General features: G+C 59.9%; 22 protein-coding genes and 4 pseudogenes. 9 read left to right on the top strand and 17 right to left on the bottom strand.

All coding sequences use genetic code 11. The features are described 5' to 3' along the window. Positions 1-76: 76 nt before the first annotated feature. The 3 genes and pseudogenes from LB552_RS27200 to LB552_RS27190 all read left to right on the top strand — a co-directional run bounded on the left by LB552_RS27200 (position 77) and on the right by LB552_RS27190 (position 3,322). Entirely contained in the window at positions 77-889 is an 813-nt protein-coding gene (locus LB552_RS27200; RefSeq protein ID WP_224611210.1) for a helix-turn-helix transcriptional regulator, read from the top strand. 144 nt (positions 890-1,033) lie between these two features. Next, on the top strand, positions 1,034-1,732 hold the full coding sequence (locus tag LB552_RS27195) for a GntR family transcriptional regulator (protein ID WP_224611209.1): 699 nt from the start codon (positions 1,034-1,036) through the stop codon (positions 1,730-1,732). 233 nt (positions 1,733-1,965) lie between these two features. Beyond that, a pseudogene (locus tag LB552_RS27190) lies at positions 1,966-3,322 on the top strand (glutamine synthetase family protein). Between the two features lie 19 nt (positions 3,323-3,341). Here the strand turns inward: LB552_RS27190 and LB552_RS27185 are convergent. Continuing rightward, positions 3,342-3,983: a ThuA domain-containing protein gene (locus LB552_RS27185; RefSeq protein WP_224611228.1), complete on the bottom strand. Its 642-nt coding sequence runs from the start codon at positions 3,981-3,983 to the stop codon at positions 3,342-3,344. A gap of 312 nt (positions 3,984-4,295) precedes the next feature. Between LB552_RS27185 and LB552_RS27180 the strand changes: the two genes are divergently transcribed. Then, on the top strand, positions 4,296-5,147 hold the full coding sequence (locus LB552_RS27180; RefSeq protein ID WP_224611207.1) for an NmrA family NAD(P)-binding protein: 852 nt from the start codon (positions 4,296-4,298) through the stop codon (positions 5,145-5,147). Here the strand turns inward: LB552_RS27180 and LB552_RS27175 are convergent. The 3 genes from LB552_RS27175 to LB552_RS27165 all read right to left on the bottom strand — a co-directional run bounded on the left by LB552_RS27175 (position 5,093) and on the right by LB552_RS27165 (position 7,740). Continuing rightward, positions 5,093-6,862, bottom strand: a complete 1,770-nt coding sequence (locus tag LB552_RS27175) for a recombinase family protein (RefSeq protein ID WP_224611206.1) — start codon at positions 6,860-6,862, stop codon at positions 5,093-5,095. The genes LB552_RS27180 and LB552_RS27175 overlap by 55 nt on opposite strands. Further along, positions 6,859-7,134: a hypothetical protein gene (locus tag LB552_RS27170; RefSeq protein ID WP_224530518.1), complete on the bottom strand. Its 276-nt coding sequence runs from the start codon at positions 7,132-7,134 to the stop codon at positions 6,859-6,861. The genes LB552_RS27175 and LB552_RS27170 overlap by 4 nt, the downstream gene beginning before the upstream one ends. 168 nt (positions 7,135-7,302) lie before the next feature. Beyond that, a complete protein-coding gene (locus LB552_RS27165) occupies positions 7,303-7,740 on the bottom strand; it encodes a hypothetical protein (protein WP_224611205.1) in 438 nt (145 codons plus the stop codon). 484 nt (positions 7,741-8,224) lie between these two features. On the opposite strand from LB552_RS27165, the pseudogene LB552_RS27160 reads away from it, so the two are divergent. Further along, positions 8,225-8,393 (top strand): annotated as a pseudogene (locus LB552_RS27160) (helix-turn-helix domain-containing protein). Between the two features lie 90 nt (positions 8,394-8,483). Here LB552_RS27160 and LB552_RS27155 read toward each other — a convergent pair. The 7 genes from LB552_RS27155 to LB552_RS27125 form a co-directional block, all read right to left on the bottom strand. Next, on the bottom strand, positions 8,484-8,813 hold the full coding sequence (locus LB552_RS27155; RefSeq protein ID WP_224530515.1) for a hypothetical protein: 330 nt from the start codon (positions 8,811-8,813) through the stop codon (positions 8,484-8,486). Between the two features lie 25 nt (positions 8,814-8,838). After that, entirely contained in the window at positions 8,839-9,372 is a 534-nt protein-coding gene (locus LB552_RS27150) for a hypothetical protein (protein ID WP_224611204.1), read from the bottom strand. Positions 9,373-9,590: 218 nt separating this feature from the next. Beyond that, positions 9,591-10,112: a VOC family protein gene (locus LB552_RS27145; RefSeq protein WP_224611203.1), complete on the bottom strand. Its 522-nt coding sequence runs from the start codon at positions 10,110-10,112 to the stop codon at positions 9,591-9,593. 215 nt (positions 10,113-10,327) lie between these two features. Continuing rightward, the gene (locus LB552_RS27140) at positions 10,328-11,392 is read right to left on the bottom strand and encodes a dicarboxylate transporter/tellurite-resistance protein TehA (protein ID WP_224611202.1); all 1,065 of its coding nucleotides are present in this window, start codon (positions 11,390-11,392) and stop codon (positions 10,328-10,330) included. Between the two features lie 98 nt (positions 11,393-11,490). Continuing rightward, the gene (locus tag LB552_RS27135; RefSeq protein WP_224611201.1) at positions 11,491-12,201 is read right to left on the bottom strand and encodes a sensor histidine kinase; all 711 of its coding nucleotides are present in this window, start codon (positions 12,199-12,201) and stop codon (positions 11,491-11,493) included. A gap of 133 nt (positions 12,202-12,334) precedes the next feature. Beyond that, positions 12,335-12,916 carry a HupE/UreJ family protein gene (locus tag LB552_RS27130; protein WP_140502870.1) on the bottom strand — a complete coding sequence of 194 codons (582 nt, stop codon included), beginning with the start codon at positions 12,914-12,916 and terminating at the stop codon, positions 12,335-12,337. Between the two features lie 80 nt (positions 12,917-12,996). Continuing rightward, positions 12,997-13,923 carry a DUF4331 family protein gene (locus tag LB552_RS27125; RefSeq protein ID WP_181169702.1) on the bottom strand — a complete coding sequence of 309 codons (927 nt, stop codon included), beginning with the start codon at positions 13,921-13,923 and terminating at the stop codon, positions 12,997-12,999. A gap of 346 nt (positions 13,924-14,269) precedes the next feature. Between LB552_RS27125 and LB552_RS27120 the strand changes: the two genes are divergently transcribed. Then, positions 14,270-16,030: an MOSC and FAD-binding oxidoreductase domain-containing protein gene (locus tag LB552_RS27120; RefSeq protein ID WP_224611199.1), complete on the top strand. Its 1,761-nt coding sequence runs from the start codon at positions 14,270-14,272 to the stop codon at positions 16,028-16,030. Positions 16,031-16,096: 66 nt separating this feature from the next. Here LB552_RS27120 and LB552_RS27115 read toward each other — a convergent pair. Next, a pseudogene (locus LB552_RS27115) lies at positions 16,097-16,670 on the bottom strand (VOC family protein). Here LB552_RS27115 and LB552_RS27110 point away from each other — a divergent pair. Further along, on the top strand, positions 16,569-16,874 hold the full coding sequence (locus tag LB552_RS27110; protein WP_224611232.1) for a hypothetical protein: 306 nt from the start codon (positions 16,569-16,571) through the stop codon (positions 16,872-16,874). The pseudogene LB552_RS27115 and the gene LB552_RS27110 sit on opposite strands and share 102 nt — an antisense overlap. A gap of 505 nt (positions 16,875-17,379) precedes the next feature. After that, on the top strand, positions 17,380-17,676 hold the full coding sequence (locus LB552_RS27105; protein WP_224530507.1) for a hypothetical protein: 297 nt from the start codon (positions 17,380-17,382) through the stop codon (positions 17,674-17,676). A 220-nt stretch (positions 17,677-17,896) separates the two neighbouring features. Here the strand turns inward: LB552_RS27105 and LB552_RS27100 are convergent, their stop codons facing one another. The 4 genes from LB552_RS27100 to LB552_RS27085 form a co-directional block, all read right to left on the bottom strand. Further along, positions 17,897-18,514, bottom strand: coding sequence for a response regulator transcription factor (locus tag LB552_RS27100; protein ID WP_140503445.1), 618 nt, complete (start codon positions 18,512-18,514; stop codon positions 17,897-17,899). 92 nt (positions 18,515-18,606) lie between these two features. Further along, positions 18,607-18,981, bottom strand: a complete 375-nt coding sequence (locus LB552_RS27095; protein WP_224530503.1) for a response regulator — start codon at positions 18,979-18,981, stop codon at positions 18,607-18,609. Continuing rightward, on the bottom strand, positions 18,978-22,037 hold the full coding sequence (locus tag LB552_RS27090; protein ID WP_224611198.1) for a PAS domain-containing protein: 3,060 nt from the start codon (positions 22,035-22,037) through the stop codon (positions 18,978-18,980). Before LB552_RS27090 ends, LB552_RS27095 begins: the two co-directional genes overlap by 4 nt. 1 nt (position 22,038) lies before the next feature. Further along, positions 22,039-22,695, bottom strand: coding sequence for an MEDS domain-containing protein (locus LB552_RS27085; RefSeq protein ID WP_224611197.1), 657 nt, complete (start codon positions 22,693-22,695; stop codon positions 22,039-22,041). A gap of 246 nt (positions 22,696-22,941) precedes the next feature. On the opposite strand from LB552_RS27085, the gene LB552_RS27080 reads away from it, so the two are divergent. Beyond that, positions 22,942-23,535: a redoxin domain-containing protein gene (locus tag LB552_RS27080; protein WP_224530539.1), complete on the top strand. Its 594-nt coding sequence runs from the start codon at positions 22,942-22,944 to the stop codon at positions 23,533-23,535. 161 nt (positions 23,536-23,696) lie between these two features. On the opposite strand, the pseudogene LB552_RS27075 reads toward LB552_RS27080, so the two are convergent. After that, positions 23,697-23,970: pseudogene (locus LB552_RS27075) on the bottom strand (hypothetical protein); the annotation flags it as partial. Positions 23,971-24,539: the final 569 nt, after the last annotated feature.

Here is a 24,539-nt window from a genome sequence, read left to right as displayed (position 1 = left end):
TAGCAGAGGCAATGCACCTGGTATATACCTCGCAGGTGGTATATTTAGCCGATTTTATCGTTTAGAGGGGTATGGATTGGCTGCTTCCCGCAGTGACGACTACAACGCCTTGGCCGCCGTGATCGCCGCGTCGCGCGAGACCGGCGGCGATCATTTCGGCAAGGCGATCGTCGGCTGGCTCAGCGGACATGTCCGTTTCGATCACTGCGTGATCTTCGGTTATCGGGGTGCCGCACGGCCACCGCTCCTGTTCGAGACCTTCTCGCCGGCGGAGAGCCACATCTTTGTCGCGCTCTACCAGGAGGGGCCTTATCTGCTCGACCCATTCCACCACGCCGCGGTCGAGCGCAAGGAGGGTTTCTGGCGCATGCGCGAGCTCGCGCCGGACCGCTTCTATGCCAGCGAATACTACCGCTCCTATTACAGCCAGACCAAACTTGCCGAGGAGGTCGGCTTCTTCGTGCCGCTGGCCGGCAAGGACGCGCTGGTGCTCTCGCTGATGCGGCTGCGCGCCACTGGGCCGTTCGGAACGGCGGATGCCAGGCGGCTGCGCGACATGGCGCCGGCGGTGATCGGCTTCTGCAGGCAGCGCTGGCCCGCTTTGCCTGCCGAAGAGGTTGTGGCCCGGCCCTTCGGCGAAACCGTCGCGATGACCAACGAGCTCGACCGGGCGCATATCTGGAAGAGCCTGTCCTTGACCTCGCGCGAAAAGCAGGTCGTCGACCTGGTGCTTCAGGGCCATTCCACGGAATCGATCGCCAGGGCGCTGCGCATCGTTCCGGGGACCGTCAAGGTCCACCGCCGCAACATCTACCGCAAGCTCAAGATCAAGTCGCAGGCGGGTCTCTTCGCTCGCTTCGTCGAGATCATCGACGCGCGGATCGGATAGCAACGCCGGCCGCCCTTGCGGCGGTTCGCGTTGACCGTCTATCGTGCGGCCGAACGACCGGCCAGGTATCCCGGCGGCGACCAGCTATTCCCGCGTCGGACGTGACGAAACAAGTTTCAGGACCGATCAAGCAGCGCATCGCCAATGGCCGACAAATCGCAATTCGGACTGACCGCTGTCGATACCGTTCCGCTGCATGAAAAAGTCTATCTGGAACTGGTGCGGGCGCTGATGTCGGGCCAGCTCCGGCCTGGCCAGAAGCTGACCTCGCGCAAGCTCGCCAAGGAGCTCGGCACCAGCGACATGCCGGTGCGCAGCGCCTTCATGCGGCTGCAGGCGCTGAGAGCGCTGAGCCCGATGCCGAACGGCAGCGTCGAGGTGCCGCTGATTTCCGCCGACCGCTTCCAGCAACTGACCGCCGTGCGCACGATCCTGGAAGGCACGGCCACCGAGCTCGCGACAAAACTCATCAACGGCAACAATCTGCGCGCGATCCGGCGCCACTGCGCCGAACTTACCGAAGCCGCCCGCAGCGGCGGGATCGAAAACTATCTGCGCAAGAACTACGACTTCAAATTCTCGATCTACCGCCATTGCGGCAACGAGCAGATGATCTTTCTGATCGAGACGGTATGGATGCAGGTCGGCCCATTCCTGCGAAATCTGCACATCGGTTTCGAGGATGACCTGGCCGGCATTCTCGGCATCGACTATCACGAGGAGGTCGTGGCGGCGATCGAGGCTCATGACGGCGAAAGGGCGCGGGCCGCGATCGTGCGCGATATCGCCGAGGGCGCGGCCCACATCCTCGGCCAGGTGAAATTTCCGGAACTGCGCCACTGACAGCCAGGCGGGCCTCCGAATCCGGCTTGGCTTTCGCCGATCGGGCCGCTATGTTGCGATCGCAGATCGCACAATGTGAACCTGAAATGCCTCCTGATATCCCGGCTAATAATTTGAAAAGATGAAGGAAAATCGCCCGGCATCAGCCGCGCTGGCCTTCACGAACTCACAAGCCGAAAATTGGATATCGTAGCCGGCAGGGCTACAGCACCCAGAGAAACAGGGGCTGGAAATTGAGCGATGCGATTGCAGACGTTTTGAAGTGGCTGGACAGCAGGAAGGACATCCAGAGCCTGCGGGCAGCGGTGTGCGACCTGAACGGAATCATGCGCGGCAAGCGCATTCCGGTCGAGCAGGCGCGCAAGGCGCTCGAAGGCAAGCTGCGCATGCCCTACTCGGCCATCGGGCTCGACATATGGGGCGAGGACATCGAAGGCAACGCCCAGGTGTTCTCGACCGGCGACGCCGACGGGCTTTGCCATTGGACGGGGCGCGGCATATTGCCGGTCAACTGGACGGTACATCCGACGGCGCTGTTGCCGGTCTGGTTGGCGGACGACAGCGGCGCGCCCTACCTTGGCGATCCGCGCCGCGCGCTGGCCCGCATCCTCGACCGCTATGCCGCGCTAGGACTGACGCCCGTCACCGCGACCGAGCTCGAATTCTACCTTGTCGATCCGACGTCGCAGCGGCCTGTTGGACCGGTCTCGCCGGTAACCGGGCGGCGCCTCGATTCCGACGCGGCGCTCTCGATCGACGAGGTCGACGACTTCGAAGCCTTTATCCACGACATCTATGAAGCCTGCCGCATGCAGGACATTCCGGTCGACACCGCGATCGCCGAGAACGGCGTCGGCCAGTTCGAGATCAACCTCAACCATGTACCCGACGCCCTGCGCGCAGCGGACGACGCTGTGCTCTTCAAGCGCACCGTCAAGGGCATCGCGCGCAAGCATGGCTTCGCCGCCTGTTTCATGGCCAAGCCCTATGGCGAACGCGCCGGCAACGGTTTCCATGTCCACTTCAGCATCCTCGACAGGCAAGGCCGCAACATCTTCGACGACGGCTCGGACCAGGGTTCCGATGCCATGCGCCACGCGGTTGGCGGCCTGCTTGCCGCGATGGCCCAGAGCACGCTGGTGTTCGCGCCGCATTTCAATTCCTACCGCCGGCTGCGGCCGCGATCCTATGCGCCGACGGCCGTCGCCTGGGGTTATGAAAACCGCATGGTGGCGATTCGCATTCCAGGCGGCCCGTCGGCCGCACGCCGCATCGAGCACCGCGTCTCCGGCGCCGACGCCAATCCCTATCTGGTGCTGGCGGCGATTCTCGGCGCGGCCTTGATCGGCATCGAGCGCCAGCTCTCGCCCGGTGAGCCGACCGGCGGCGAAGGCCAGGGGCTGACGCTCGCCAAGCTGCCGCCGGATTGGGCCTCGGCGATCGCCGCCTTCGAGGCGGGCCAGCGTGTCGCCGAAAATCTTCCCGGACGTGCTCCGCGACGCCTTCGTCGCCTGCAAGCGCCAGGAGCTGAACACTTTCGCGCTCAACGTCAGCGACTTCGAGATCGAGACCTATCTCGAAAGTGTTTAGCCGACCTTGAGCCGGTCGCTCAGCGCGCCGCCCACGCCAGCCCTCGGCGCAGGATGGTGCGCATCTGCGGGACCTCGAACTCCGAGGCCACGTGACCGAGCGAGGAATAAAACACGCGCCCCTTGCCGTGCTGGCGCTTCCACACCACCGGCATGACGACGCCGTCGATCCACGGCGCGTGGTCGCCAGAAAAAGTGGTGGTCGCCAGCACCTCGTTGGATGGATCGACATGCATGTAATACTGTTCGGAGCGGTAGGCGAAATCCTCGATGCCTTGCATGATCGGGTCGTCGCGCCGCACCACGTTCACTTGATAATCGATGATGTTGCCGGGATGCGCGACCCATTGGCCGCCGCACATGAACTGGTAGTTCGTTGATTCGCGAAAAGCGTCGCCCATGCCGCCATGATAGCCGCCGAGGCCGACGCCGTTTTCGACCGCCTCGGTCAGGTTCGCCTCTTCGGCCTTGGTGAGCTTGGACATGGTATAGATCGGCACGATCAGGCTGAGATCGGCGATCGCCGGATCGGCAAAAGCTGCCGTCGTGTTTTCGACGCGCACGGCAAAGCCTTCTTCCTCGAGCATCGCCTTGACGGCGCGCGCGCCGGCTTCGGGTTCATGCCCTTCCCAGCCGCCCCATACGATCAGCGCTTGCCGCATCTTTGTCTCCGTCAGTTTGGTTGCGTTCATTCGAGATCGCCAAGGGCGAATACTTGCGGGGATTTCGGACGTTAATGCACGTCAGCAAAAAGCCGGGGCGAGTCTACCCACAAATGGGTTTGCGACGAAACACGAAACCATTCGAACGCGGCGCGCCTTCGCGCCAACTCATCTTATGCGGCCTGTTGAAGCCTTACCCGAAAAATATGTCGGCGGGGAGGTGACATCCCGGTCGCGGGAACCAGATTGGGTCGAGGGCCACTGGTGCCCGGACAGATCCGTGATCGTCACGAAACGCACAGGAACATGATCATGATGATTCTCGCCTTCGGTGCAGCGGGAAATTTTGCGGGCAGCGTCATTCCCGCCCTTGCCGCGCGGGGTGCGCGCGTCCGTGCCTTCATCCGCAAGCCTGAGCAGGCTGAACTGGTACGCGGTCACGGCGCAACCGAGGTTGCCATCGGCGATCTGCGCGATCGTGCAGCTTTGGATGCGGCGCTCAAGGACGTGGGCGCCGTCTTCTATATCGCCCCAGCCTTCATTCCCGCCGAGGCTGATGTGGGAAAGAAAGTCGTGGAGGCCGCTATCGACGCCGGTGTGCGCCGGTTCGTGTTCTCGGCCGTGATCCATCCGGTGCTTTCGGACCTCGTCAATCATGTCGCCAAAGCGCCGGTCGAGGAGGCGGTTCTCAACTCCGGCCTGGAATATACGTTCCTCCATCCGGCGCGCTACTTCCAGAACTACGCGGCATTCTGGCCCAAAGTCGTGAAGGAGGGCGTGCTTGCGGAGCCCTGGTCGTCGGGGACACGCTTTTCGCTGGTCGACTATCGCGATGTCGCCGAGGTCGCCGCGATAGCCCTGACCGAAGAGCGGCTGCTTTTTGGAACGTTCGAACTCTGCGCACCTGGGCAACTTAACCGCCTCGACGTCGCTGCGCTGATGAGCGATGTGCTGGGCCATGAAATTAGGGAACGCCGCGATCCCGATGTGCTCGGCGATGTTCCTCCTGGCTTGCGGGCGATGTTCGATCACTACGATCGCCACGGCCTGCTCGGCAACCCACTGACGCTACGTGCGATCTTGGGCCGGGAGCCGCGGTCTTTGCGTGCTTATTTGGAGGAATTGGCGCAACGCGATCCTGCCCGATCCGGCGAGCAAGGATGAACAGCCGGCCCCCATGCCACCACCCCAGCCGAAATACAAAAACGGCCCGCGTAGAGCGGGCCGTTTTTTGTTTGGTTGCGGGGACCCGCAACCCGTTTTGTCATAACACCGTCAGACTCTTGATTTTGGTCGGGTTTGGCGAGTTCCAGGATGCCGAACAACTCGCCACGTAGCTCGGCATGAACCTCGCCGCGCTTGTCGCCGGGCGTGAGGACGATCTCTCCGATCAACGAGCGCAGTGCCTCGGACGCTGGACGTCCGTCCTCGTGGTCGGCGAGCGCTTGCGTGAGTTGCTCGACCCGCTTGCGGTAGAGAGTGGCGACGTTGGGATGCAGGTCCGGCACGTCAGTGGGCGCCACCGCCAGCCTCGCGGTGATCTCCGCCTTCTGCCTCTCCAGGTCTTCCATCCTTGCTTTCATCGAAGGTTGGTATAGGCCATCCTCGATCGCGGCCATGATGCCGGCGATGGCGCGCTCGATCTTGTCGAGTGCCTTGCGGTCCTGTTCGCCTTGCGCGCGACGCTCCTGGTTGAGGCGGTTGGTCTCCTGCGCATAGGCTCTGATCGCCTCGGCCACGGCATCGGCCGAGACGAGCCTTTCCTTCAGGCCTGCGAGGACGCGCCGTTCGATCTTCTCGCGGGTGATGGTGCGGCCGTTGGCGCAGATGCCTCGGCGCTGATGATTGAGGCAGGCATAGCGCTCGCGCGTGAACAGGCCGTAGCGTCCGCCGCAGCAACCGCAGGTGAGCAGGCCGGAAAGGAGGGAGACGGGCCGCTTCATCGTGTGTAGCTTCTTGGCCCGGGCCTTGCGCGTGGCTATCGCCACCGCCTCGAACTGGCTGGCGATGGATTTCTGCCTCTCCTTAACGGCCTGCCACAATTCGTCCTCGACGATCCTGAGATGCGGCACCTCGGTGCGAATCCATTTGGCAGGCGGATTGGGCCGCGACACGCGCTTGCCGGTGGCGGGATCCTTGACGAAGTGCAGGCGGTTCCAAACCAGCACGCCGGTGTAGAGCTCGTTGTTGATGACGCCGGTGCCCCGGATGACATGCCCGCGCACGCTGGTATCGCCCCAGTGCCGGCCAAGCGGGCCTGGAACGCTCTCCTTATTGAGGTCGACGGCGATTGCCTTCGGGCTCTTGCCTGCGGCGAATTCGCGGAAGATGCGGCGCACGATGGCCGCTTCCTCCGGCACGATTGCACGGTCGCCCCTTATGGGCTCGCCCGCGCCATCCAGTTTCTTCAGCACCCGGTAGCCATAGCACAGCCCTCCTCCGGCCTTACCCTTCTCCACCCTCCCCCGCAGGCCACGATGGGTCTTGAGAGCAAGGTCTTTCAGGAACAGCGCATTCATCGTGCCCTTGAGGCCGACATGCAGTTCGCTGATCTCGCCCTCGGCCAAAGTGACGATGGCAACGCCGGCGAATTTGAGATGCTTGAAGAGGGTGGCGACATCTGCCTGGTCGCGACTGATGCGATCGAGTGCCTCGGCCAGCACCACTTCGAAGCGGCCGCGCTGCGCATCGCGCACCAAATGCTGGATGCCCGGCCGCAGCACTGTGCTGGCCCCTGAGATCGCCGCATCCTCATAGGTTCCAGCCACGCTCCAGCCCTCACGCGCTGCCTGCTCGCGGCACAGCCTCAACTGGTCCTCTATGGAGGCATCCCGCTGGCTATCGGAAGAATAGCGGGCATAGACTGCGACACGAGTCATGGCGGCGGATCCTCTCTCCTATTCCCAAGGCGGTCGCCATCAAGCCCCCTGCCCTCTTCCTTTCGGCGGCCCGGCCGATTGTCGTTGGCCACCTGCCCCGCCTCGAATGCCTCCCGCGCTAGCCGCCGGCCGATCAGTCGGGCGATGTCCAACACGACACGATCCAGCTTGGCCGCCGCCATGTTTTCAGGGGGACTCTCGGGGCTGACGAGGTCGCGGTTGTCGTTCGCCGGAAGCAAAGCCTGTGGCCCGGTGCTGGTTTCCTCCGACATGCCGGTCGCTCTCCCAATAGTGGATCGACCTGCCATCGGGGACCTTTGGACGGCGATGAAAAGCACCAAGTTCATGTCGTAGGGCAACAGCGTGCAATCACTTGCGCCGTGCGGGTTCATCTTAATCGTCAGGGTCGGGGTTGCAGGCGACAATTGTAAGCGGGCGAGTCACAGGACCGCTGCATCGCCATAGTACTCCGCGTCTTCTTCTTCTTTCAGCGCCGCGACCAGCTTAACTGCGGACTCCCAATGCCTGGCAACATCGCGCCGCGTCTTTTCCCGGCTGCGGCGACCAACCGGCAAATCTCCCGCGATCGCCTTTAAGTCACGCAATACGGAAGCTATGTGCGGCCACGGGAAGTCGGTTGGGTCACCAATATCCCGATCGGCACCCAGGATCATTTCTAATTTGGCGATGACGCCGACGAGCGATGTAGCCGCGACTTCAGGGATTGAATCCTGAAGCTTCAGAGCTTCGGTCATCGCAAAGACCTCAGCTTCGCAAGCTATGAGATGCTCAGAGTCTAGACCCGTAGTAGACACTGATAGTTGCCACGACATCGGCTCGCCCGCGGTCAATACCTGAATTCCGGTATTGGCGAGCATTCGCGCCTCCATCCGCTGCTGAATTCGACACAACAGCAATGAGGCATATCGAGCTCGTTGCCACTCCCTCCATAGTCCCAAAGCGGAGTCTGTGGCTTGGGACTCCGGCCTCTCGAGCTCATCGCGTTGGCGGCCGATGACGAAAGGCAAAGTCGTGGTATTGTCGGAATCAACCATGATCCGAGCTCCAAACAGCTTGGGTTGTGGTCAGGCCGAGCGACGTGTTCGTGCACGTTGTTCGGCCGCAAATCGAAAACCACAATTTACGTACATACCGTACATTACGGACATACTCATTGTCAAACACGCCGGATACTATTGATAACAAAACTGAGCGCTTCGAGCTGCGGCTTACGAGCGACTTGCTTGCCCGCGTTGACGAATGGCGCCGAAATCAGCCCGATCTTCCCACCAGATCGGAGGCTTTCCGCCGACTTGTAGAAGCTGGTCTAGGCTCTAAGACAACCGGTAAGCTAGGCGGCACATGACTCAAGAGGAGTTGGCAGAGCGCTCCGGTCTGACCGCCCGCTATATAGGTGCCATTGAACGCGCTGATGTTTCGGCAAGGCACGGTTCTTGGGCGCATCGCCGACGCGCTAGGAATGGAGCCGGAAGCACTCATTCGCAACGCGAAAAGCGGTCATTCTGAATAGGCCCACGCATACGCCGCTCGCGAGCGCGCCGTAAACAGTGCTGTAGCGAGCGAGCGGCGGGTTTGCGCCTCTTTTGGTTGTTCAATTGGTTTATGGCGTTTGCCAAAAGGGGACGTTTCCGATAGGCCGCAATGAGCTCGAGGCGATCGCGGCGAGCACCGCTTGCCGCTTCGGCAAAATCGGTTCATCGGGAGCGAACTGAGCGCAAGCCAAGGGCGTATATGCAACGGTCACCGCCATCACGAGTTCTCTCGCCAGTTCGCTATCAGCCATGTCGTCGGTCGCCGTGCAGGCCAGTTCGCCGATCCTCATGTCATGAAACTCGTTGTTACTGTTTTCAGCTTTTATGATGGCGCGCAGTTTAGCCAGAGCCGTGACCCGATCGACAAGCTGCGTTTCGGGATCGTGCAGCAGTTGCAAGCCGTGAACCTCCTCGAGGCGCTTTTCATCTGGCCATTCCCTTGGCAGCACGCTTTGATCGCGGCATTGCTGGCCGCCCACCAAACTCGGCTGCGGAGTATACCTCCTCCGACGGTTTTCGATCCGGTGGGAAGCCCATGTCGTGCCACCCTTCGACCGCAAACGAGCCCTCTGCAGCTTCCACGGCTTTTATTCGGGCGCGATCCAGCACTTCCTTTGCCGCTGCAATACCGCGCGCCCAGCGCCGCCCGATCACATTATGATTGATTGCGGAATTCACACGCTTGTCGCACTCTTCGCGCTTCGTAGCTTTCGAGGAGGAAAGGCTATGTTGTATCCCGGCCAAGTCGTCACGAGTGACGAACTCGACATGCTCACCCGCGTCTACAAGACCATCAGCCAGGAGCGGCATATTCCGGCTGACAGCCCGCGATGCGAGAAAGTGGCGGCTCACATTTTCAAGCTCTTCATGAACGGGCTCACGGACGAGGATGAACTGCTGTTTGCTGTGCGTAACCGCGGCCCTCTTGTACCGGCCCACCAGATCGAGCAGGTACACGTGAGCTAGTCGGTATGCGCTCCGGCACCGGCTTCCGCGCTTCACGCAGCAGCTTAACCAGCAATTCGTCCCACTCCCGCTCATAAGCGGCGGGGCAACGCGCTTCATACTCCGTCATTTGCCCACTCCAAGCAGGCCGTTACTGCGGGCTCTGGCGAGCGCAGCCATTCGCTGGCCATGGGCAGCCTGGGATCTGGTTCCAAGAATTGATGACACGCTCAAAACGTCCGCTTTGCGCCTGATGTCGGCCATTGGAGCCAGCTTGCCCCCGCCCGTAAGCAGACATCGCTGCTCAAAAAGTTAGGCATGGGAGCCGCGGGAGGCGAGAAAAAGCGGCAGCCGGCGTTCTGTACGGGCCACGTCTCGCCGTACTTCTCCATCGGCTCGGTAATGAATTCAGCACCTCGGGCTTGCCATAGTTCATGGCAGCCGTGGATATCGGCAACGCGAATGTTCAGAAAGCTGCTGGCTAAATTGGGATCGCCGGGAACATCAAGCATGACGGACGGTTTGTCGGGGGTAGGCCCACCCCCGACGTTTACGATCAGCCAAGTATTCGCGATCTGAATGTAGCCGGGCGCACCACTGCTATCTCCCAGGCTCAGAATGCGGCCTCCGAAGACCTTCTCGTAAAACCGCGCCGAACGACCGATGTCGGCCACTGTCAAAAAATGCGCGACGGTAAAGCCCTTTTGCGGGGGCATTGCATAGATTTGATCCGCTACGATTGCTTGGGTCATCCGGGACTCCCATTGAGACAAGGTTCAAATCTTCGCGACCTTCCTTGGCTGCCGATCCTGCGCGGGCGTCTCCTTTGCAAATCGGCAGTTGTGAGCAGCCCGTGGCAAGGGAACGTCGCAGTGCCGACCGAAGCACCTACCAAGTCGCGGCCCTTCAGACCCACGAAGCACGGCTATACGTGGCCGCTATTGCAGGGCGGAATTTGCACACGGGATCATTTCTCCTCCTGGGCGACAGGCAGTAGAGAACCGGAGATAGCCGAAGTGATCGTTCTGACGGTTAGCCACAGGATAAGCAGGTTGACGCCAACAAAAACCGGCAGAGCAAGGACCGTCGCAACATTCGTGTCGCCTCGAACAGCCAGCTTTTCAATTGACGTTGCCAATGCTGTGGCCCCGAAGCTGACACTCCAAAGTCCGGCGGAGAAGCGTCGTAGGATCCGTGAGAGAATGGCGCCAACGACAATTGCTTGCAGAAGCGCGTAACCCACGAGGGAGTGGACGAACACGTCTCCAGCGGTACCGGACAAATCAGCGTAGGCCAGTGAGCACACCGCCGGCGGCGCCAGTTGGACACCCATCGTCGATCGGATCTGGCTGGCTAGCGGCTCACCAAAATAGAGCCGGCCAAACAATAGCGATTCGGTCGCCAGCCATGAGAAGAGTCCCGCCCCTAACGCCAGCTCGGCCCAGTCAAACCAGCCAAATGTCGACAAGCCAATACTCAGGACAAAAGAGGCCGCGGCAACCGGCAAATATAGGGCAGGGGTCGCGTCGGACATCGAAATCGTCCCCCGCCAGATCATTTGGGTCCGCCAGATGCCGTAGCTTGCTGCGAGCACACCTCCCGTAGAAAGCAGCACGACTGCCCCAATCTTGCTGTAGGGCAACATGCTCACTGCAGTGAGCATCATGCCGACGCCCGCCAGACCAGGGAAGCAATTCTGAACGGGATTGGCGAGCTCTGCTCGCAGCGCCATTGGAGCCAGCGACAACTTCAGAATGTAGAGCGTCAGAAGGACTGCCCACAGACACGCCGCAAGCAACACCAATGCCACAACAATCCCCTCCGGAGCCGCCCAGAGCTGATGCGCTAACTGCCACGAACCAGCGAAGGAACTTGTCCCCAGGCCGATCGCAAAGAACGAAGCGGGAAACCGCGCTATCAGAGATTTTTCCATGGGCGGAGGGATCATCCCCTCGTGCGCGGATGCCACCGCTTCGTCCAACGCCAACCCACTCAGTGGTGTGATGCCTTCAGATATGGACGGCTTTTCCATTGTTGCTCCTCACGGTTTCCGGCTCGTGGTGATAGGGGATTGTCACAGCACACCCGGTGCCCGGCCGCAGTCGCGATTGGACCGCTCGCAGTGCTTCGTCAGCTTGTTGCGGGCAATCGCAATGTCACGGTTGTGCCCATCCCGAGTACGCTCTCGATATGGACGCTTCCTCCGGACTCTTCGGCGAAACGTTTCACCATCGGCAGGCCGACACCGCCAAAGCCACCGCCCTTTGTCGTGAAGAAGGGATCAAATGCCCGGACCACTGTCTCGCCGGTCATTCCAATTCCGCTGTCCCGAATGCGAATGGCGACCTGACGAAGGCTTTCCGGGGCAAAGGCGTCGATCGAGATCAAACCGCCGTCAGGCATTGCGTCACGAGCGTTGAACACAAGGTTCAGGACCGCGTTCTGCAAGCCTGCCCGATCGCACCTTACCAAAGGGAGGTTGGAATCTACCCGAAACTCAAAACGAACATTTTCATATCGAGCACTTCGGACAAGAGATTCGATCTCGACCAGGCACACGCTTATGTTCGCATGCTCGACATTGCCCTGAATCTCCCGGGCCGTCTTGATCGTCTGCCTGACAAGGCCGCCCGCTCGATCCAACGCGGTTCTGGCACCGGCAATTACAATATCAATTCCCGGAACCGCTGAGATGCTGGGCTCGCGAGCCAGATGGTTCAACGCAGAGGAAGCCACCTGGATGAGATTGCCGAGGTCATGGACCACCCCCGCCGTGGATAACTGCGAACGCACGCGACCCACAGGAACGACGCCTGGGCTGAGAGACACGTCATCATCCATCTCTGGTCCTGACATTCCATTCCTCCGTTTGCCCGGTCGACAGTTCTTGCGTCAGTCCCAGCCACACAGCGCCACTTGTGCTGCAATCCAGCAATGAATCTGACGCCAGAAACGGCTCTTGCTTGGCCCCGCTTCAAAGAACTCCTGCGTACAGGCCCGCCCCGATCGCGACGCAGAGCGCGCCGCTCGCGCGACTGAGGGGAACTGACGCAGAGCGCTGCAAGGCGAGCGCCAATCCGATTCCGATTGCTTGCAAGACCGCGGTGGCAGACGCAAATCCCGCAACGAATTCAACCCCATTCACGGTCTCAGGCAACTCAGTTCCATGGGCGTGACCATGCAGCAGCGCAAAAAGAGCAATGATGGCAGCTCCGATCCATACCGGCGGATTTACCGCCGACGCCACCATGAGCCCCAGGATGATCACCGAAGCCAGGATGCCGGGCTCCACCAACGGCACAGTGATGTGCGCCAGGCCAAGAGCGCCGCCAATCAGCATCACCACAAGGAAGGTCAACGGCCACACCCACAGCGCACGGTTTCCCTTGGCGGCGGCCCACATCCCGACGGCCACCATGGCCGTGATGTGATCGAGGCCCGTGAGGGGATGACCCAACCCTGCGTTAAAGGAAACGACGGAATCAACGCCGGGGTGGGCAAAGGTTGGCGTTGCCAAGGCGAGGGTTACAGTTATCAAAATCAGGATCAATCGCATGTCTGTCTCCTCAGTGAAGCACACGAGCGGCGTTCGGCCGGGTAGTGGACCGAACAACACCCAGGGAACATCTCCAACCCTCAAAGGTGCGGGTTGTGCGGCGACCCCAGGTACGGGAACTCGGCAAGCAGGTCGCGGTGCGGCCCCACTCCATCCCCCGGAACCCCGCCGTTCGTGAAAATGGCCATAAAGAAATCCGCGGCATCGTCAGTCAGGCTTCTGCCGTTTTCCGGGAATGACGCAGGTCGTGACGGGTCGTAAACGAGAATGTCGGGAAGCAGTGTTCTTGCCACGCGCTCTGCTTCAGCAGGCCGGTATCCTCCCGAGTGCTCAAGGGTGTGCGCGAACGTCTTGATGAACTGGTTGTCGTCTGCCGGCTCGGCAGAGAGATAGTCCTCTCTCTGCTCGCCGGGGAGGAACACTGCCTGCTGGGGTCGAGCACCACGTTCAACCTGTATCCAACGGTCGCCCTGTCTGTCCAAGATGCGAGCCCATAGACCGATGGGCTTTGAGCCCAACGCGGAATTGGCTACTTCCAGCACGATGCTGCAGATATCCTTGTCGGCAAAGAAATCAGCTCCCGTGAATTGCAAATCAGCGACGGCGCCGAGAGTATCGAAGAAAAACGGCTCGCTTCGCCAACCCGCGAAGAAACGGTAATCGCCTGCTTCCGTTACCTGGGCGTCGCTTCCTCTCGAGACTGGTGCGGCCGTGACGACGACCTCCCCGCCGTCGTCGGCCCCAGCTGCTAAGGCGCCTTCCACACGACTCACAGAGGCGATCTGCCTTCCTTCCGACAAGGACACAAAATTCACTCGATACGCGACATCGGCGACTGCATCGCCGTTTGTGTCGATCTTCAGCTCGTACACCGCGTCGGGGGCGAATGGCTCTACGGTTGTGGAATGTGGATCAATCACCGTCGAGGATGGATGCACATTCATGATGAGGATCGACTTGCTCGCGTCTCCCGGTTTGGGGAAGGCATAAATGTCAGTGAGGTCCAAACGTGCGTCTCCACGAGGAAAGCCAAAATCAGGGCCTGAATAGTGATGAGACATTATCATGTTCTCCGAATTTTGAACCAAAGCGGAAGCCGAAAGATACATTTATCCCTGACACGAGATTACCATCTGCAAAATCCTGACCACGATAACACCCATCCGTCACTTCAGCAGAACAAACTGTGGCAGCGCCACGAGCCAGAATATATTGGACGATGGTATCTCCAATACTTTGGTCTCGGTCGCATCGGCGGGCCCGCGATGGTACTTTTGGTGGTAACCCTGAAGGCATCCTCGGTGAAATGTTGGCGAGCGGTGCAGCCCGCGACGCTGACGAAGAAGAGAGAACATGGCTCGCTTGCTATCGGTCAATGTGGGATTGCCGCGCGGCATTCCATGGCAAGGCAAAATCGTCGACACCGCCGTTTGGAAAGCGCCAGTCGAGGGCCCCTGCCAGGTGCGTCGGCTCAACATCGATGGCGACGGGCAAGGAGATATCGCGGGGCACGGTGGCGAACAACGCGCCGTGCTGGTTTATCAAATCGACTCTTATCGGTTCTGGCAAAGCGAGCTAGGTCGAAACGACTTCGTTTACGGGCAATTTGGCGAGAATTTCACGGTCGATGGCTTGCCGGATCGTGAGGTTTGCATTGGCGATCGCTACCGCATCGGCAGCGCGCTGTTGGAAGTGACGCAGCCGCGCGTCACCTGTTACCGTGTTGGCATCCGGATGAATGAGCCGCGTATGGCCGCGCTGCTGGTCGCGCACGGCAGGCCTGGCTTTTACCTGCGCGTATTGGAAGAAGGCCAGGTTCAGGCGGGAGATGAAGTCACTCGGGTGGAAATCGGCCCAGAGGCGATGACGGTCTCCGAGGTGGACGCGCTGCTTTACACGCCCAGCCATCCGCGGAGCCAGCTTGAGCGCGCACTGCGCATTCCCGCGCTGAGTCCTGGTTGGCAAGGATCCTTCCGAGCACTTCTCGCACAAGGGGAGAAGGGAACCACGACGGGAAATGCCGGTCTGGACCCTGTCTCCGGACGGACACCAGCATGGCCGGGGTTCCGGCCGCTGAAGGTGGCTCGCAAGGTCCATGAAAGCGGGACTGTGGTTTCATTGATCCTCGAGCCTACGGATGACTCTCATCTGTACGCCGCCATCCCCGGCCAATTCGTCGTGCTGCGCCTCGCGGTTTCGGCCGACGGGCCGGCTGTTATGCGCAGTTACTCTTTGTCGAGTGCACCCGGGGATCGGTGCTATCGGGTAAGCGTAAAGCGGGAACCGCATGGCGAGGCGAGCACGTTTATAGACGAGAGCGTCCAGGTTGGAGATTTCCTGGACGTGAGCGCGCCACGGGGCAATTTCATTCTCGGGGACGAGGATCGCCCGATAGTGCTGCTGAGCGCCGGAGTAGGCGTTACGCCCATGATGTCGATGCTTCACGCATTGGCAGCCCGAGCGTCGACGCAAGAAGTTTGGTGGTTCCATGGGGCCCATTGCGGTCGCGAGCATCCTTTCGCCGAAGAGGCCCGAAACCTGCTTGAGGCCTTGACGCGCAGCCATTCCCACATACGCTACAGTTCGCCCGATCGCGAGGACAGGTTAGGTGTCGATTTCGACGCTATCGGACGCTTGGATGTGCGCGCACTCCAAGATCTGGGTGTGCCGCCAGATGCCGACTTCTACATCTGCGGACCATCGGTGTTCATGAGTGGCATGACTGCCGGTCTTGCCACATGCGCCGTCGCCCCTGCAAGAATCCATACCGAAGTGTTTGGCCCAGGTCCTTCGACGACGCCCGGGATAGCCAGCGATCCATCGCGATCGCCGCATCCGCTGGTTGAAGCTCCCAACGCGGGCCCCCGTGTTTCTTTTGCCCGGAGTGGCTTGAGCGTCCGCTGGGGATCACGGTTTCAGAGCTTACTTGAACTTGCCGAAGCCTGCGACGTGCCCACGCGATGGTCATGCCGAACTGGCGTCTGCCATACTTGCGAGACGGGACTCGTCACTGGGACCGTCACCTATAGCCCCGAGCCAATCGACCCGCCGGCGACGGCCAATGCGCTGATTTGCTGCTCGCAGCCGGATGGGGACGTCGTTCTCGACCTTTGATCTGCCCCGGGGAATTTCGACACCGGAGCTATCGCTCGCAGCATTGGAAATCTCCGCGCGTGGCCACTACGTCGGCAGCGGGCCACCGGTCTGTTCCGCCACCATGAACTGCGCGTAGCAGTCGGGCCAGTTGTCGTCACGCTGGCCGCCAGTCCGCCTTTCATGCTCGACATGTGCCGAAGCCGCCCGCCGCAACGCAGCGGCAAGCTCCGAAAACTCGAGAATGTCGTGTCCTGCGCGTCCTCGCGACCAGGCAATCGGTGCGTGATCTCCTGCAACAGCCACCATTGCCATCGGGATCAGCGAATGTGGCAAAAGACGAATAGCTGCGCGCCTCTGGATCTCGGCCGCCGATAGGTGGCTGGCCTGGGCCGGCCCGATGATACACCTCGCTAGCGTCGACCCCACGCGCCACGAGTTCAGCGCGTGCCGCTTCGATGTCGGGGACGACAAGGTAAATTACCTTCGCGGACCCAGGCTCGGCCGAAGTCAGGCCCTTGCCGAAGTGCACGCAGCACGCTGAGCCCGGAGGGGTGAATTGAACAACGCGGAACGCATTGCCGACGACAAAGTCCGCATCGAGCCTCCAGCCCAGACGGCTGTAGAAACTCTTGGAGCGATCGACGTCGGAGACACCGATGACGATGGCCTCCAGCTTCATCTCGATGGTGGCCCTTTCGCAATTTCAGTCGCAGTTGCAACGCTCATTGCATCATTACTCACGTCAATCTCCTCGGGTTGGGCCTTCGGACACTTTGGACGTGCGAAAACGAAGACCGGTCAACTGCATCAATCGAGCCATGGCGTCGCCGAATGCCATCCTCCGGCCGTCATACCCGCCTAGCCCGGCGGACTGAGCCAACGCCGGTTCGATACGCTGGTCGCGCTCCCATGCTTGCGCCGTGCCTGGAAGCGCACCGACGATTCCGACACGTGCAGTCGCGGCAACCAGCTGGCGCTCCGAGGGAGTCAGCAATCTCGTTCCTGCCACCTCGGGCTCTATCGTTAGGCTCGCTTGAGACACCATCCGACCCCAATGGAGATAAATCCATCGCACGTTGGTATAGGCAACCGCCGGCGACGCCGATTACAGTCGAATCTCGGCAACTCCTGGCGAAGAGGCGCCTTGGACATTAGGGACTCCAAAAGGCCGGTACCCGCACCAATCTGGGCATTTGTCCGGCAGCCCATTCCAAAGTATCGGCGATACCATCGAACAATGGTGAACTCGCAGAAACGTTGATACTTCACACTCCATCTGGACTTGCTCCAGTGAATCCATGGTTGGGTAAACATTGTGGTTACCGATATTGCTGGTAACGCATATCAACAAAGGGAAGGAGTTTATCATGAATATCAGAGGTGTGTGCTTGGGAGCGGCGTTTTCTCTTTCGGCGTCCAGCGGGATTGCTGCTGCGGGGGCTCTTGACGTCATTGACCCAATCAACCAGCTGCAGCCCCTTCATACCGGTTCGATCAGGGAAACGGGACACACAAGTCCCGTCATGAGATCGCGGTTCAGGGCGGCGCTGGCCACTCTCCCGAACACGAAGCGCGAGGCGATGATGAGGGAATGCCAGGACGCTGGAATGACGAAGCCCTATGCGGAGTTCTGCGCCGACTTGAATGCGCTTGCCGGCTCGTGATCTTCCAAGCCAGGGCGCGATCCCTGTTCGAGCCGAACGATGGCGGGCCGAGTGCCCGCCATTTGTTTGCGTGGAGAGTTCCATCCAGTGACATTAGGGATGGGACTGTTTACCTCTGCGTCAGCTGGGTAAACGGGGGCAACTGATCCACGTGGCGTTTGAACACTTCCCCATGCGGTAATCGTCCCATGTGAAGCGTGATCTGGCGCAGACAGTTTGGCTATTGAGCACCGCTGAGCCGCGCAGCCATGTTCACCAGGTCCGCGAGCGAGCGAGCTCTCATCTTACGCATGGCCTGACCGCGGTGTGCTTTCACGGTTATTTCGCTGATGCCCAACTCAAACCCGACCTGCTTGTTCAACAGACCGGAGACGACCAGTGCCATGACCTCCTGTTCGCGACGGCTGAGCGACGCGTGCCGATCCCTGAGCTCGTGCAATTCCGAACCAAGAGCGAGTGAGGTCTTGCTCCATTCCAGCGCTGACTCAACCGCCGCCAGGAGCTCTTCGTCACTAAATGGTTTTGTTAGAAATTCCACCGCACCGGCCTTCATTGCCTTAACGCTCATTGGCACGTCGGCATAGCCTGTGACAAAGATGATCGGCATGTCGGTGCGACCGACAGACAAAAGCTTTTGCAGGTCAAGCCCGCTGAGATTGGGGAGATTGATGTCAAGAATCAAACAGTTTGGAACCAGCGCCGGGGGGCAGTTGAGAAATTGCTCCGCCGAGGCGAACGTCTCCGGCCGCCAGCCTGCGGAGCCGATCAGCGACTCAAGAGATTCACGTACCGAGATGTCGTCGTCAACGACGAACACGACAGGCGTTCCTTGTGACATGGATGCCGACTTTGCCCCAACGCCCAGTTCAGTCGCCAAATTCGGATGCATCGCAGAGTATCCTTCTCGCACATCGTTAACAACCACCGCGTTCAAGGTGCACGTAGTGCCGAGCTAAGCGCCGCCTGAAGGGCTCGGTCGCTGAAAGGCTTGAACAGACACTCAACCGCACCCTGCTCCATCAGACGCGGCCGGACCGTGCTATCCTTCCACGCTGTTATGTACACAATCGGAATTAGCTGTCCGCGACGCGCCAGCTCAAGTTGCAGTTCAGGCCCCGTCATTTCGGGCATCGCTACGTCAAGAATCAGGCACCTGGTCTCATCAACGCTATCCGATATGAGAAACTCATTTGCTGAAGAGAACGTCTTCACGCTGAAACCGAATTCCTTGAGCAAATCTGGCAAAGATTCGCGCACGGACCGGTCATCGTCGACCACAGAAATTAGTACATGCGCAGTCTTCATCTAACCCCCACTGATTTTTTATCATTATGGGCCACATCCATATCTTGCATCAGCAGGGCCGCGGAAAACTCGGGCACGGAAAAAGAAAACGTAACCCCTGGCCCATCATTTGCGGCTGCCCACAGGCGCCCACAGTGACTGTCGATAATGGATCGACTGATGGACAATCCTATTCCCATGCCGTCACTCTTGGTGGTGTAGAAAGCTTCGAAGAGACGGTGGGAGCCGTCTGGACCGAATCCAGTGCCCGTGTCCTGTACCGACAGCCGCACATGACCGTTCGCCTCCGGCTCGGTCCTGATCATGACCTGCCTGGGACGATCTTCGATCTCGCTCATGGCGTCGGCCGCGTTGCGCAACAAGTTCATGATCACCTGCTGGAGTTGGACTCGATCCCCCGCGACATGCGGTAGCCCTTCGGCCAGTTGGGATTGCAGAACCACGCGACTGTCACGAATGTCTCCTGACGACAGTGCCAGCACCTCGCGCACGGCCTCATTCAGATCCACAGCCTCTATTATCGGAGCCCTCTTGCTAAAAAGCGCGCGCAGCCGAGCGATTACATCCGCCGCCAGGTTGCCGTCGCGTATCGTACGACGCGCCGTCTCGAGCGCGCCGTCGATATTCGGCGGATTGGCGGCCAGCATGCGCAGGCACGTGCTAGCGTTGGTGACAATGCCGGATAGCGGCTGATTGACTTCGTGCGCGATTGACGCCGTCAAGGTTCCAAGGCTTGAAACCTTCGATACGTGTGCAAGTTCAGTCCGGGCCTTCCCAAGCGCCTCCTCTGCGCGTCTGTACTCTGTCACGTCTTGAACCGCGGCGAGGCACTCCAGCCGATCGTCTTGGCGACGCACGACGCGGCCGAAGGTGCGCAGGAATTTAACACTATGGTCCGGCATTCGTATTCGGATCTCATAGCCCAGATTACCCTCACCGGCGCGAACCCGTGCCATGTGCGTTGATAGGGATGGAATGTCGTCCGGATGGATTCGGTCGAGAATTTGGTTCATCGTCACTGGATGCGCAGGGTCAAACTCGAAAATGCGATAGAGCTCCTCGGAAAACGCGATTTCATCCGTATCCACACGCCATGAAAACGCTCCGGTCGAACTCAGACGCTGAGCTTCGGAAAGCAATGTCTCGGTCCGCCTGAGTGCGGCCTCGGTCAGCGAGCGCTCGATGGCGATGCTGGCTATCTGCGTGGCATGCGCAATAAGATCTTGCTGGTGTGGTGATGGCGACGAGGGCTTTCGCTGAATGATGCAGAAGGTGGCCAGCACTCGCCCTTCCTTGGAACAAACCGGGGTGCTCCAGACCGACCTATATCCGTGTCGCAGCACATGGGACCTAACTGGCGAGTTATACCAGCGAGGATCCCGCTCAATGTCCTCGGTGACGACCTGTACTTTCTCAACGGCCGCTATGCCGCATGGCAGCAAATCACCGCTCAGAGGCGTACCCGCGATCGGATCGCTGTAGGCTGAAGGCAGGGAAGGAGCCACGGCGTAGGCAATTGTCAGGCTATCCTGATCGAACATGTGAACATCACAGAAGCAGTCAGGGGCAGCCTCTTCGACGAATGTGCACAAGGCGCTTAGAACATCACGCAGTGAACTGCCCGACGCGATCATCTCGAGCAGTCGCTTTTCACCCGCCAGAAAGGCTTCTGCCTGTTTGCGACCATCAATATCGTGGCTCACACCATACCAGCGCATCACTTTGCCGGCGTCGTCCCGGATCGGTATGCGACGCGCCATGTGCCAGCGATACGTACCGTCGGCCGCCTGCACTCGGTACTCTAGCTCGAACGGTTCTCCGGTCGCGATACATTCGAGCCATTTGTTCTCTTCAGCTTCGACGTCCTCTGGATGGATTCTATTTCTCCAACCACCATTTGCGATGTCTTCGGAAGAAAGCCCGGTGAAAACGCGTCCTCGCTTGTTGCTGGAAATTTGTGAGCCATCGGCGCGGAAAGCTCCAACCAGCGCCGGGATACCGTCGATCATCCTTTGAAGCTCGCGCTCAGCATCGATGACCTTCTCCTCGGCGCGCTTGCGTTCGTCGATGTCGGTATTGGCACCGTACCACTTGATAATCTTGCCGTATTCGTCTCTCGACGGGTTGGCGCGGATCAGAAACCAGCGATAGGTTCCGTCAGATCGACGCACTCGTGCTTCGGCTTCGCCTGGTACACCCGCGATCATCAACGCCTGCCATTTGGCGGTCAGTTCATCCAGGTCATCGGGATGCATTATGGCGGTCCATCCCCAGCCCTGTGACTGCTCGGCAGACAGACCGGCGTAGTCAAGGTAATGCTGGCTGAAAAACTCGACATAGCCATCGGGGCGGGTCAACCAAGCGAAGGCCGGAATGGTGTCGACAATCAGCTGCAGATCGTGCCGGCTCGTCGCAAGAGCTTCCTTGCTTTCTCGCAGGGCTTCTTCTGTCCGCCGGCGTTCTTCAATTTCCAGCATCAGAGTTCTATTCGCGGCGACGAGTTCGCTCGTTCGCTCTGTAACCCGCTGGTCGAGCTCTTTGGCGAGGCGGTTCTGATCTCTTGCCTGCCGTGCCCCCTGGAGCGCAATGCTCGCCTGGTTGGCAGCAACACTCAAAAGCAGTTGATCGGACTGGCTGGGAAAATCGGCCTTGGCTGAACCCACAACCAGGACTCCAGCTTCCCCCTCAAGCCCCAGTCGCGCCACCGCCAGAAAAACACCACCCACTCCGACATCCATTCTGGCGCTGGACGGCCAATTCGATTCCGTCTCTCCAAGCAGATGATCGAGGGCTTTGCCTATCTCGCTCATCCCCAATGCACAGGCCTGGCCGACCCGAACGATTTCATTCGGGCATGCGCCATCTGTGTCGAACAGCCGTGCATAAACGAAATCAACGGGCAACATGGCGCTTAGCACGTCAAGCAATGTGCTTGCGATGTGAACAGGATCCTCGCCTACGCAGATCGCTGGGAGAGCTAGCAGGCTTACCAAGTCGTTCATCGAGCGCTTGAGCCGTTGATTTTCCTCCCAGGAGGTCTCCACCGGCGGCTCCATGCTAAAGGTCCATTTCTGGCTGAAGCAGCTGTCCGGCTCTGCGTTGGCTGAGTTCCTGAAGGAAATTTTCCGGCGGTACAAAGAATGGATTGTGCTGCAGTATGCCGCCTATGACGATCATGGGATGCGTCCGCATGATATCGACGACCGCGTCGCCGCCGAACTTCGCAAGATCGTACACACAGATGACCGCGTCCTCGTGACGCGACCATACCTCGTTCACCCGCACTTCGAACTCTACCAGATCGTCAATGTGCGATCTGACCTCACAAGCCCAGTCCATATGGCAGACAGTGCGACTAAGTGGAAAATCGCCTCTGACGTTGCCGCTCGCCAGCTGTTCGAAGATCTCCAACATTCGATCCTGATCGAAACGACCGTCCCGAAGGTAGGCTTCGGTATTGGTGCGAAATTCAAGCTGGCCGCTTTGTTCCGCCGCCGTTGTATCAACGCCCGCCGCTGCCAGGCGATGCAAATGCTTGCAGCGCTCGCCCGGATTGACGACGTGGATGACTTTGTCACCGCGCTCGAAGCCATCCTTCATGAAGGGAAGCAACAGCCGAGACGCCTCGTCGTCGCCGTTAAAGAATGCGCAGGCGTGCCGCATTTCGCCAAGTTCGGATCCCGCGAAGGGAATGGCTGGCGTCTTCTTATGCATGTTTGCCTCACGGGACGCAGCTCCGCCCCGTCCCACCATGCACGCGGCCAATACCAAGGTCCATTATGCGTTGGTGTCGGTTTGATGAGGGACATCGGGTTGCGACGGTGTCTCCAGCCGTAGCGGTCGGAACCCGCACCGGGGTACTCATTGTTCCATGGTGTCGCCGATACCTTGGAATAATGGATTTTGATTGTTCTTCCGCTCTTGTTGGCCCTGGGTCTCACGTTAGTGAAGGTTTTCGAAATGCGCTCAGACATTGTTCCAGGGTCCAATTTCCCGGATTACGAGTTGCCGGATCACACGGCCGTACGGCGAAAGCTTTCCGATCTGCAGGGAGAAGACCCAATGGTGGTGGTTCTCGGCAGAGGCGGGTTTTGTCCTCGGGACCGTCGGCAGACCGAAGGGCTCGTACGGCTCTATGGTGAAATGGAAGTCGGATATTGCAGGCTCGTGACCATCACGACGGACAATCTTCTGGAAACGAACGAGTATCGATTGGGGGCTGGCGCCCATTGGCCTTTTCTTTCCGACCCGCGGCGCATCATCCAAAAGGACCTTGATATCGCGGAGTACACGGACCCCCTGCACAATCCTATGATTCCTCACGTGGTCGTCTTGGAGCCTGGCCTGGTCGTCTACAAGATCTACAATGGCTACTGGTTCTTCGGTCGACCCACATTGGAAGAGCTCCGCCAGGACATGCGCGCGGTGACTATGAAATCTCGGATGGATTGGGATATTTCGAAACCCGAACTCAGGTCGGCGTGGCAAATGGGCAAAAGGGAGCTTTTCTATCCCTACCAGAAGCCAAGTTCGAAGATTGCGGCAGAGCATTGAATTGCGTTGAAGGCGAGGCAGCGCGCTTTGGCATGGGCTCGGTCGGCCGACGGTCCTCCGGCCTTCGCCGGGCAGCGGCTGGTACATGCGGGACGAAGCCGCCACCCTATGGAGGTCGCGGCCACCCGCCTCGCGGTAGGAGATCGGAAATCCAACTACCGCTATGATGCGGTGGCTGATTGGCGGGCCCGGATCACGTTGCGCTCACGTCGGTGATGGCCCCGAGCAAAGGCCTCCCGCGCTTCCTGAGGCAGGTTGTGACCGATGCCGCCACTGATCAGCCGGTGCTCATATTTGCCCCGAGAACATCCGCGCGTAGGCGCTGGCTTCCGGATGCAGCGCACCGTTGGCGTAGTCTTCGAGCGTGATTGTCGACGCGGCGATCACAGGCGCCTGCGCGAGCCGCTGCTCCAGCGCGTCGCATCGCGTTTCGCCGTTCGAAATGACCTGTTGCCAATTGGGTGCAGGCCCGATTGTCGCTCTTCTGCGATCTCAGGGCTGCGTCGGGGTCGGCATTTGCCGAATGCGAAGGTCTGACCCATAGCTGACTTTCGCCTGGACCAGAGCAGCGACTTTTGCGCCGCTCTCCAGTCGCCAATCTTGGCTCACATTCGGGAAAGCGGCCGTTTAGCTGTGTCGGTGGACGATTACGTCCAGAATATTGTGGCCGCTGGCCGCAGAGGGCTCGCCATAAACGCATGTCTTAATTTCCAACGTCATTTTTGGCAAAGCCGATATAGGCATACGGCCCATTCCAGCGCGAAGTGTCGCGTCCAATTAGCAGGCAACGGTCACGCGCGCGCTGGTTTCGAGTGCCATTACACAGAGCTGTGCGCTCGCCACGGCGAGGCCAGTTCAGGCGGGTAGACATGGAACAGAATGACCCTTCCGCGGTTTGCCGGCAGCGTTACAGTGATGGTCGCCGTCCGGTCTCTCTCGCACGTCGGCGAATAGTCGCTTTACGGAGCTGGTCAAGCGCTCTGACGATTTCAGCCTGTTCCTCG

Source organism: Mesorhizobium sp. CA7 (assembly GCF_020165015.1).
In the GTDB taxonomy this organism is placed as follows: Bacteria; Pseudomonadota; Alphaproteobacteria; order Rhizobiales; family Rhizobiaceae; genus Mesorhizobium.
The sequence above is the reverse complement of the archived record's forward strand: the minus strand, read 5'-3'. Positions and strand labels throughout refer to the sequence as shown.